Raw genomic sequence first — 7,936 nt, forward strand, 5'->3', positions numbered from 1 at the left:
CACATACATGAACATATAGTAATAATGGCTGAAACTGTCCTAGTACCAGTCAAAATAATCAGCCGACGCTATCCTTGGTCGGCCACATCTACGGTAGAAAAGATTACTTCCAGATAGAGTCTACTTCTTCTTGTGTTAGGTAACGGTATTCACCCAACTCTAAAGACTCGTCCATCTCGATTTCACCAATACGTTCACGGTGCAGTGCTTCGACCTTGTTACCAAGTGCTGCAAACATGCGTTTTACTTGGTGGTATTTTCCTTCGTGAATCGTTAGCAACACTTCACGCTCTGCACGTACTTCAAGGTGTGCTGGAAGTGTTAGGCCGTCTTCGCTCTTAAGCTGGATGCCCTCTTTGAACTTTTCAACGTAATCGTCTTCAACAGGTTCAACCAACCACACTCGGTACATCTTCTCGCACTTGTGCTTTGGCGATGTGATGCGGTGAGACCACTTACCGTCGTCTGTCATTAAGACAAGACCCGTTGTATCAACATCTAAACGACCTGCAAAGTGCAGCTTGTCCATTTTGATTTCATCGAGTAATTCAAACGCAGTGCGATTTGAACCATCTTCATGCGAACAAACAAAGCCTTCTGGCTTGTAAAGCATGATGTAACGCGGGCCGTGAACATTCAGTTCATTGCCTTGCCATTCCACAACGCACTCTTCAGTTACCTTAAGTGAGCCGCTTTTTTGAATGACATCATTTACTGTCACTGCTTTTGATTTTAATAAGTGTGTTGCTTCTCTTCGAGTGACGCCTAACGCATCGCACAGAAATTTATCTAAACGCATGAATACCTCAACTAATCTAAGTCGGGTATTATAGTCACCTTTGCTCAATTAGTTGAGCTATTTCACACTATTTGTTTTTCATTTTACAAGACACGATATGTATACACTCCGCCCGTACCAAGCTGACTCAGTAAAATCAGTGATTCATTACTTCAGAAAACACCAAACACCGGCTGTTCTTGTATTGCCTACAGGCGCAGGAAAAAGCCTGGTGATTGCAGAGTTAGCAAGGCTCGCTAAAGGTCGTGTTCTAGTGCTTGCGCACGTAAAAGAGCTCGTTGAGCAAAACCATGAAAAGTATGAAGGTTATGGGCTAAAAGGTTCAATTTTCTCTGCCGGTTTAGGGCGTAAAGAGACAGACCAACAAGTGGTGTTTGCTTCAGTTCAATCCGTGGTTCGCAACCTTGACTCATTCTCCAATCAGTTCTCATTATTGGTTATCGACGAATGCCACCGTGTTCCCGATGAAAAGACCAGTAGCTACCAAAAAGTGATCACTCACTTGCGCGAGAATAATTCGGGCATCAAGGTGCTTGGATTGACCGCGACGCCTTATCGTCTTGGTATGGGGTGGCTTTACCAATATCACACACGTGGCCAAGTGCGTTCTGAAGAGCCGAGATTTTTCAGAGACTGTATTTTCGAACTGCCGATTCGTTATTTGTTGGACGAAGGCTTTCTAACACCAGCACGCATGATCGATGCGCCAGTATTGAGTTATGACTTTTCACAGCTAAAACCTGCAAGTACAGGCCGCTACAAAGAATCAGAACTCGATATGGTGATTGAGCAATCGAAGCGTGCTACCCCGCAAATTGTCGACCAAATTATTGAGCTGGCCAAAGACAAACTCGGCATCATGGTATTTGCAGCCACCGTTCGACACGCACAAGAGATCCTTGGTTTACTGCCCGAAGGTGAAGCTTCAATTGTAATCGGCGACACACCGACACTCGAACGTGACCAAATCATCAGTGATTTCAAGGAACGTAAAATCAAGTTCTTGGTTAACGTGTCGGTATTAACCACAGGTTTTGATGCGCCCCATGTGGATTTAATCGCGATTTTGCGCCCAACAGAATCTATTAGCTTGTACCAACAAATCGTTGGCCGTGGCTTACGCCTATCTCCGGGTAAAAAAGAGTGTTTAGTGCTCGACTATGCGGGCAACAGTTACGACCTTTACCAACCAGAGGTCGGAGACCCAAAGCCTGACTCAGACAGTGAAATCATCACTATTCCCTGCCCTGCTTGCGGCTTCAATAATAACTTCTGGGGCAAGCTAGACAGCAACGGCTTCTTACTCGAACACTTTGGCCGTAAATGCCAAGGCTACTTTACCGATGAAGACACGGGCGAACGCGAGCACTGTAACTATCGTTTTCGTGCTAAGTATTGTGGTGAATGCGGCGCTGACAACGACATTGCCGCGCGCATTTGTCATGAGTGTGATGCCACCTTGGTCGACCCAGATAAAAAGCTTAAGGAAGCGTTAAACCTCAAAGATGCGTTGGTGTTTGAGTGTTTAGAAATGGACCTTAACGTTCTCAAGGACGAAAAAGGCAAGTCGCAGCTTAAGGTCACTTACCGTGGAGAAAACCAAGCACAAGTGCATGAGTTTTGGTCATTAACCACCAAGAAACAGAAACAGAACTTTAAGGATCAGTTTGTTCGCCCTCACCTTGCCGACAGACACAGACCGTTTGAAGAAGCTTCACCAACGAAAGTGGTCGCTCACCAACATCGATTCCGCCCACCTCAATTCGTCATTGCACGTAAAGTCGGGCGCTTTTGGAAAATGAGAGACAAGATATTCGAAGATGAACTGAAGCAATAGAATCCCAATAATCAACAGAATTAATAAAAGGAGTATCGATACTCCTTTTATTCACATTCTAATGACCACACATGAGTTAACTTGTTAAACCACAAATTAGATTGCGCTCAGCTTTTTCTGATTCCCGCGCCTCTTTAGCCATATTATCAAAAAGCTCAATGGCTAAAGTTGGCTTATGAATATAAAAGCCTTGAATAAAGTCAATACCTAGCGTTTCTAAAGTTCTTAACTCTTCAATTGTTTCAACACGTTCTGCAACCACTTTAGTTTGGCTCATTTCTGCCAACTCAACTAATGAGTGCACCATTTTTTTCTTAAAATCAGAACTGTTAATATTTTCAACAAGCGAACCATCAAGCTTGATCGTATCGAAACAGCCTTCAGATAAAATTGAATACGATGAATAACCTGAACCAAAATCATCTAAGGCAACTATTATCTGGTGGTGTTGTAGTCGCTCTACTATTTTTCGAAACTTCTCATCTGCACGATAAAAAACAAGCTCAGTCACTTCAACACATAAACGGGAACGGATATAAGGGGGTAGATGACATAAACGATCGATAACACTCATATCGAAAATGGTTTTAACTGAGAAGTTTAATGACAATTGAATAGTTGAATAATGCTCAAGTAAGCCAATTGCGTAAGTAAGCATACGAGAATCGAGCTCCTTCTCAAGCCCATGAGAGGCTACAACATCGAGCAATTCACCAGCAGAAACGATTTTTTCACGCCCCTCTTCGTCTTCCATTTTTAAACGACACAGTAGCTCATAGCTCGAAGCAACACCCTTTAAAGAATGAATTTTTTGAGCAAAGCAAAGCAACCTATCCGAGTTAAGTAATTCAACTGCTTCTATTCTAAGATTCGGTAAGCTATAGAGCATGACCCCGTCTTGTTGCTGCCAGTCTTGGTAAGATTCATTGTTTGACTTTGCTTTACGGCAACAGTATTCAGCTTTGTAAATACAATCTTCGACAGATTCATTAGGACCACTTCGATAACGGCCAAAACTAAAGCTTAGAGCGTTTTCTGTTTCTTGGGTGAGGTTCTGTTCCAACAAATATTCAAGTAACTCCTTGGAAACCGACGTTTGGCAAATTAATACAAATTCATCGCCACCGACTCTATACGCCTTCCCTATGCCTTGTGCGGCTATTTTTTTGAAGCGCATAGCTAAATTTATTATCATTCGATCACCTACATGGTGACCTTGACTATCATTGAGAAACTTCAATTGATTTGCATCAATGTAATAATAACACCGAGAACTCTCAATGACCTTTTTATATTCTATGGATTTTCGATTATACAACCCTGTCATGAAATCTTTATCAGAATTAGACAACAATTTCTTATAATCGCCCAAATTAATAACTCTTAATTCTCCAAGATCATAAACACATGCTAATACAAAAGAAGCATGAGACAAGTAGAATAGCGCCTGTATTAAATAATAATACTCAGGTATGAATGAAATAGTCATTGATGATTCAAGAACCACCACAGACATAATAAAACACGAAAGATAGCTAATTATTATTTGAACTTTATTATTAACTTCTTTTGATATCAAACAAAATGCTATAACAACGGCTGCAAGGATAGTGCTGATTAAAAACCCAACAATGACGTCAAAGTTTATATAAACTGAAAAGAACTGTAGAAACACAAATGAAGAACAAATCAGTAAGTGCTTTGTATTTATTCTATCGCAACTTGAAAAAACAAGCATTAAATACACACAAACTAAAGATAAAGAATAAGAAACGAACCAGTAGTCGCTTCTAAAAAAATTTATAACGTAGGTTCCTTTATCATCATACCCATCCCATAAAAACCCAAACTTGTAAATATAAAACATAGAAAACAGCACTATATAGCACGTCATAAATAGTGTTTTAGATCGCTTTATCGGCCAAACATAATAAACATAAACTAACGATATTGCGCTCGTCAATATAAATAGCGAGAGAATCACGCCATATTTCATGACAAGCGATTGCTTTAATTGATGCTCTTTCGAAAATAACGCACTGGCATTTACAGTCTTACCTCTAGGAAATTTCACTAAAACATGACTGTATTCAAAATTTTTGTTCAGGCGTAGCGAGCGATAATACTCAAACAAAAAATTGCCAACAACTTTGCCGTCTTGATCAACAAAAAACAGCTCGCCGGTCCGGGATGAAAGAGATTTCCAAACTAGATGTTCATATGATTGGTTGTCTGAAGGTAGTGCAAGCTTAAGCCAACACGACTGATTAGGTTCAGGAATACAAGTAACAATTGAGCTCCAGCCTTCTTCCTTATATAGGATGGCATCAACCGAAGAATCACTCACTACCATGCCATATTCGAAATCACTGATTTGCTTGAAATCTAACTCATTTGCATGGCTAGTGAACGTTATCAGCACTGAAAAAAACAACATAACTAGCACTGTAAATGGCACTCTAAAATCCTTATTAAATCAAATATCGCGCGGCAAAGAGCCCCATAAGTCCATATACTTGCGAGTTTACCATGTTAATTATTTGTAATTTGTAAGGGAATGTAATAACGTCAACGCATTACTATTGAGCAAATGAATCAACATGAATATCAGGTTGGTTAATTGCACGTTGATACAACACTTTACATTGCTAAAATGATAAAGCGTCTCTCGTATTCACATTCATACTCCATTCATTTTTATTGTATTAAACTGTCGTTACTTGCTTCTTTTACTAAGGCCACTGCATGCAAAAACCAAGCGCTATACTCATCTGTATCGCTGTAGCTATAGGCTCGACATCAAGCTTTGCACAAGATGATCACCATAACGGTCATGATCTTGTACAAGATGTTCATAAAGCGGGAACCCGTATCGAATTTGAAGAAGATCAAGACGAAGTCTATGAAGCGGTGCAAGAGGGCTACATTCGCCCTTTCTCAGAAATGTATGCTGCGGTTGAAAATGATCTTCATGGCCGAATCATTAAAGTAGAACTAGAAGAAGACGATGATATTTGGGTGTATGAGCTAAAAATAAATTTCCAAAACAATATCATTAAAGTGGAATACAACGCTGAAACGTTAGAAATGCTGATGATTAAAGGTCGCAACTTTAAAGAAGCGATCAAAAACTCCCACGAATAATAAATAACAATAAAAGAGTGATACATGAAAATTTTAGTCGTTGAAGACGAACCTCGCTTGGGCCAACAAATTCTAGACACCCTTGAGGGAGCCGACTGGGTTCCAGAGCTTTCTCAAGACGGTATCGACGCACTCTACCGTGCAACATCGGAAGAGTGGGATGCCATCGTTCTCGATTTAGGTCTACCTAAGCTTGACGGCCTAACCGTATTAAAAGGCATTCGAGACGAAAACATTAATACGCCAGTGATTATCTTAAGTGCGCGTGACACGCTTACGCAACGTGTAGAAGGCTTGAATGCAGGTGCTGATGACTACCTAACTAAACCATTCGAAATGGTCGAGCTGATAGCCCGCATTCGTGCTCAACTGCGCCGAGCGTCAGGCAGTGCTGCTCCTATACTTCAAATTGGTGATCTAAGCCTAGACACACGCAGCTCTAAAGTGTTGTGGCAAGGTCAAGCGGTTAGCCTCACGGCGCTAGAATATAAAGTGGTCGCGTACTTCATGCATAACCAAAACAAAGTTATCTCGCGCACTGAGTTGGTTGAGCACATCTACAAGCAAGACTTCGACCGCGACTCAAACACGGTTGAAGTGTTCATCGGTCGTATTCGTAAGAAAATCGCACCAAAGATCATCAAAACCGTTCGTGGCCTTGGCTACCAACTGAATGCTGAATAACGCTGTATTTAATTAAGCTAAGAGCAATCTCCAATTAGTGGACAGCCTGTGCTGATCGTTGTTGTTCTCATAGCAAGATGAGCAAAGACAGGCTGGTAACGTATGAATCTAAAAAAACGAACACTTAAAAACGTCAGTCTAAAAAGCCGCTTGCTCCTCGCCGCGGCTTTTTGGCTAGGTGCGATGATATTAGCGGCAGGCGTCGGAATACCTAAGTTGGTTAACGATTACTTGGTCGATGACGTCAAGCAACAGCTCAGCCTAACCATGGACGAGTTAACCGCCAACATAGAAACCAACGACAGTGGTAACCTCATCATGGCAGAGCGTCTGTCTGACCCTAGGTTTAACCAACCCTACAGTGGTATTTATTGGCGAGCCGCTACTCAAGACCAAATTATTCGGTCTCGCTCGCTATGGGACAAAGACCTCACTATCAAGCGTTCGCCGATTCATACTTCAATCAAAGGGCCTGAGAAAGAAAAGCTTATTTACATCGAGCAGGATATCTATCTGCCTGAACTGAACGATCCTGTCACGATCACCATAGGTATTGATGAAGATCCATTAGAATCCACACTGACCGAACTTACAGGTCAAGTCTGGTTGATTCTGATGTTGCTGTTTGTGGGCGTGCTGATGTTGATTGGTATTCAAGTCAGCTGGTCACTATTGCCACTCAGTAAGATGCAACGTGAACTGGTGATGTTAAGAAACGGCGAGCAACAAGGGTTAAGCGACAACTACCCGAAAGAGGTTTCTCCATTGGTTTCTGACCTCAATGCCCTACTGTTCCACTATCAAGAGTTATTGGAGCGAGCGCGTAACCACGCGGGTAACTTATCTCATGCGTTGAAAACTCCGCTGTCGGTTCTGAAAAATGAGATAGAGCGACTTCCAGAGGATGACAAGGCACTGCTGCAACAACCCATTAATCAGATTCAAAGCCAAATCGATTATCACCTTGGCCGAGCACGCATGGCTGGTGCAATGAACATTCTTTCAGTGAAGTCTTCACCTTGTGAACGTGTTGAAGCTATCTCAATGGCATTTGATAAAGTCTATGCCGCCAACGAAGTCACCATGATTAATGAGCTAGACTCTGAAATTGAAGTGGCGGTCGAAAAAACCGACCTTGATGAAATGGTCGGCAACCTACTAGAGAACAGTTACAAATGGGCGAGCAGCATTATCCGAGTCCATTCGAATGAACTCGATGATGGCAACATTGAATTAGTGATTGAAGATGATGGCCAAGGCATTCCTGAAGAGAAGCTTGAGCAAGTGACAAAACGTGGTGTTCGACTTGATGAAACCACACCAGGAACAGGCTTGGGGCTTAACATTGTGAATGAAATGGCACACAGCTACCGAGGCAGCCTAACGCTCAGCAAGAGCTCTATGGGCGGCTTAAAAGCTTCTCTGGTGCTTAAAATAAGCAAGGTTACGTAAGCTAAACGAGCTAAATAACT

At 41.9% G+C, this 7,936-nt stretch carries 6 protein-coding genes; 4 read left to right on the forward strand and 2 right to left on the reverse strand.

The window, feature by feature from the left end; genetic code table 11:
* Nucleotides 1-103: 103 nt before the first annotated feature.
* The gene (gene rsuA, locus ACED42_RS17660; RefSeq protein WP_009847085.1) at nt 104-799 is read right to left on the reverse strand and encodes a 16S rRNA pseudouridine(516) synthase RsuA; all 696 of its coding nucleotides are present in this window, start codon (nt 797-799) and stop codon (nt 104-106) included.
* Between the two features lie 97 nt (nt 800-896).
* On the opposite strand from rsuA, the gene ACED42_RS17665 reads away from it, so the two are divergent.
* Nucleotides 897-2,636, forward strand: a complete 1,740-nt coding sequence (locus tag ACED42_RS17665; protein ID WP_371703568.1) for a DEAD/DEAH box helicase — start codon at nt 897-899, stop codon at nt 2,634-2,636.
* A 76-nt stretch (nt 2,637-2,712) separates the two neighbouring features.
* On the opposite strand, the gene ACED42_RS17670 is transcribed toward ACED42_RS17665, so the two are convergent.
* On the reverse strand, nt 2,713-5,094 hold the full coding sequence (locus ACED42_RS17670; RefSeq protein WP_371703570.1) for a GGDEF domain-containing protein: 2,382 nt from the start codon (nt 5,092-5,094) through the stop codon (nt 2,713-2,715).
* A 287-nt stretch (nt 5,095-5,381) separates the two neighbouring features.
* On the opposite strand from ACED42_RS17670, the gene ACED42_RS17675 reads away from it, so the two are divergent.
* The 3 genes from ACED42_RS17675 (at nt 5,382) to ACED42_RS17685 (ending at nt 7,916) form a co-directional block, all read left to right on the forward strand.
* A complete protein-coding gene (locus tag ACED42_RS17675) occupies nt 5,382-5,780 on the forward strand; it encodes a PepSY domain-containing protein (protein WP_009847088.1) in 399 nt (132 codons plus the stop codon).
* A gap of 24 nt (nt 5,781-5,804) precedes the next feature.
* Nucleotides 5,805-6,464 (forward strand): response regulator transcription factor, encoded by a 660-nt coding sequence (locus tag ACED42_RS17680; RefSeq protein WP_017101181.1) that lies wholly within the window; start codon nt 5,805-5,807, stop codon nt 6,462-6,464.
* Between the two features lie 102 nt (nt 6,465-6,566).
* Nucleotides 6,567-7,916 carry an ATP-binding protein gene (locus tag ACED42_RS17685; RefSeq protein ID WP_371703571.1) on the forward strand — a complete coding sequence of 450 codons (1,350 nt, stop codon included), beginning with the start codon at nt 6,567-6,569 and terminating at the stop codon, nt 7,914-7,916.
* Nucleotides 7,917-7,936 lie beyond the last annotated feature (20 nt).

Origin of the sequence: Vibrio sp. FF145 (assembly GCF_041439075.1) — a bacterium.
Classification (GTDB): domain Bacteria; phylum Pseudomonadota; class Gammaproteobacteria; order Enterobacterales; family Vibrionaceae; genus Vibrio; species Vibrio tasmaniensis_A.

What these genes read in the sequence shown, in the direction of transcription:
- ACED42_RS17685 (WP_371703571.1), top strand. Translation starts at nt 6,567, where the DNA reads ATGAATCTAAAAAAACGAACACTTAAAAACGTCAGTCTAAAAAGCCGC.
- ACED42_RS17675 (WP_009847088.1), top strand. Translation starts at nt 5,382, where the DNA reads ATGCAAAAACCAAGCGCTATACTCATCTGTATCGCTGTAGCTATAGGC.
- rsuA (WP_009847085.1), bottom strand. Translation starts at nt 799, where the DNA reads ATGCGTTTAGATAAATTTCTGTGCGATGCGTTAGGCGTCACTCGAAGA.
- ACED42_RS17665 (WP_371703568.1), top strand. Translation starts at nt 897, where the DNA reads ATGTATACACTCCGCCCGTACCAAGCTGACTCAGTAAAATCAGTGATT.
- ACED42_RS17680 (WP_017101181.1), top strand. Translation starts at nt 5,805, where the DNA reads ATGAAAATTTTAGTCGTTGAAGACGAACCTCGCTTGGGCCAACAAATT.